General features: G+C 39.0%; 2 protein-coding genes. Both read right to left on the bottom strand.

Going from position 1 to position 2324, the window contains the following annotated elements:
• Positions 1-197 precede the first annotated feature (197 nt).
• On the bottom strand, positions 198-956 hold the full coding sequence (gene istB / locus L979_RS15135; protein WP_003331414.1) for an IS21-like element IS712 family helper ATPase IstB: 759 nt from the start codon (positions 954-956) through the stop codon (positions 198-200).
• Between the two features lie 11 nt (positions 957-967).
• Positions 968-2191: an IS21-like element IS712 family transposase gene (gene istA / locus L979_RS15130; RefSeq protein ID WP_003331415.1), complete on the bottom strand. Its 1224-nt coding sequence runs from the start codon at positions 2189-2191 to the stop codon at positions 968-970.
• Positions 2192-2324: the final 133 nt, after the last annotated feature.

Below are 2324 nucleotides of genomic sequence, written 5' to 3'. Positions count from 1 at the left end.
CAACCGTGCTCTGTTCCCGTATCAGCTTTCGCTTTTCGGTTAGGTTGGCTGTTTTCTGTGTTATCTTACAGAGTAGTACCTTAAACTACTTGACTTAACACCCTATCTGTGTCAAGGGCCATCTAAAAATGTTGGTTTTGGGTCATTGAAAATGTAGGAAATGGGCCACCCAAATTGTTGGTTTTGGGCCCATCACTTTATTTACTTTTTGGGGTTTTGGTTTTCTTCTCACTATAGTCTTTCATTCTATAAGATTTTCCAGTAATAGAAATGACTTTAGAATGATGAACCAAGCGGTCCAATAAAGCATTCGTTAATTTCTTATCTTGAAGAAACTCAGACCATTGAGAAAGTGGGATATTCGTAGTAATCAACGTGGATTTCTTTTCATATCTCATATTAATCAGTTGAAAGAGAAGACTCGCTCCATCTCTTGAAAAGGGCAGATAACCCACTTCATCAATAACAAGTACATCATAATTGGCATACTGTTTTAATACTCGCTCTAAAGTTCCTTTTTGATTGGCTCTTAATAAACGGTCCACTAATTCAGTACTCATACAAAAGTAAGAGCTATAACCTTTCTCTAGGGCTTCTAAAGTGATAGAAATAGCTAAATGTGTCTTACCTACGCCACTATTGCCAATGAAGAGAAGATTCTCATGCTTATCTAAAAAACGTAAGGTATGTAAATCTAAAATCTCTGCTTTATTAATTTTCGGTTGAAACTGAAAATCAAAGTCCATCACACGCTTTTCATAAGGCAGATGGGCTTTTTTTAATCGTCTTTCCTGAAGGAGCGCTTCTCGTTCACGAAGTTCTTCACTCAAGAGTTCATGAAGGCCCTCTACTAAGGAAATATCCGCATGCTCATCTAAGAACTCTGGTAAGAGCTGACGCACACGATCGAGTTTTAAATGGTCCAATTGGTTGAGTAATTGATGATAAGTTGTCATAAGCGCTCCCTTCACAATAAATCGTAGGCTTGAAGATTCTCATCCACATAAGCCTCTAGTTCGTCTTCTTCAAGATGTTTGAAGACATCTGATTTAAGAATTTCAACGTAATCTTCACGGCGATAATTAAAGGGACGGTCGCTTAAAGGATGACGAGCAATCAAGCGTTGGTCACAATAGACTTTAAGGTCCTCTTGTTCTTTTTCACAGGTTACGGTCTGTCCAATATATTTAACCGGCACTGAATATTTACGCCCTTCAAAGATCACAAGTGCCTCTTTAGAGACTTTTCGAGTCAAAGGAACACTCAATTGACTATAAACTTTGAGAAGCTCTAAATCAAAAGCCTTGAGATTCAACGCCTCTTGGTCAAGACGTTCAGAAGGTGAGGTTCCAATCGCTTGAGAGATTTCTTTATGATTCAAATCTTCCATCAATTGTTGGACCAGTGCTTGTAATTCTTCAAGGTCTTCAAACTCATTGTTAAAGACAAGCAGGCGGTCAACAGTTCTCGCAAGCGCTTCTACTTTACCTTTGGTTTGAGGTCTGAATGGCCGACAAGCAATGGGTTTAAATCCAGCATCTTTTGCATACTGCCTGAATCGTTCATTGAAAACAACATTTGAGAATTGACTTTTAGAATGGTCCACCACTGTTTTCATATTGTCAAACCAAATTTCTTCAGGGACACCTCCGAATTTCTCAAAAGCGTGATTGAGACACTCAAAGAGTGTGGGTTGGAGACGGTCGACGGTCAATTGAAGATACTTCATCCGAGAGTAGCCAAGAATATACAGAAAGATATTAATCGTAAACACTTCACCATTGCGTGAGATCAGTTTTAAATTTTCTTTCCAGTCGACTTGAGCAGAAAGTCCAGGCGTTGTTTCAATTCGAATCGTTGCTTTATGTTTGCAGGATTCTCGAATCAATCTGGCATAGCGTTTGACGGTCGTATATGAGCCTTGATAGCCTTTTAGTTGGATGAAGTAGTAAATTGAGCGCACAGAGCAGCCAAGCTTGAGTTTATCTTCAATGATTGATTTATAGTTCTCAATAAGTGACGGTGGGACCCTTCGTTTTGAAGCTTCTTCAAGGGTCTTTTCTTTTCCGAGGTCATAATAACGTTTGACCGTCCGATAGTCACAATTATAGCGTCTGGCAATATCAGCGAAATTAGGTTTAATTCCAGTCATAAGATGTTCGGTTATACTTTCTAGGATGTCTTTTCTCATAAGGAAAAGCCTATCACAATTTTAAAGTTAACCTACATTTTCAATGGCCCGTTTCCTACATTTTAGCATGGCCCTTTACACTATCTTGGCGCACATTATGGAGGTGTGGCTTATCGGTGTGAGTAGCAATAAT

Origin of the sequence: Kocuria sp. ZOR0020 (assembly GCF_000800955.1) — a bacterium.
GTDB classification, from domain to species: Bacteria; Actinomycetota; Actinomycetes; order Actinomycetales; family Micrococcaceae; genus Kocuria; species Kocuria subflava.
Note: the sequence above shows the minus strand (reverse complement) of the source record. Positions and strands in the feature narration are given on the sequence as shown.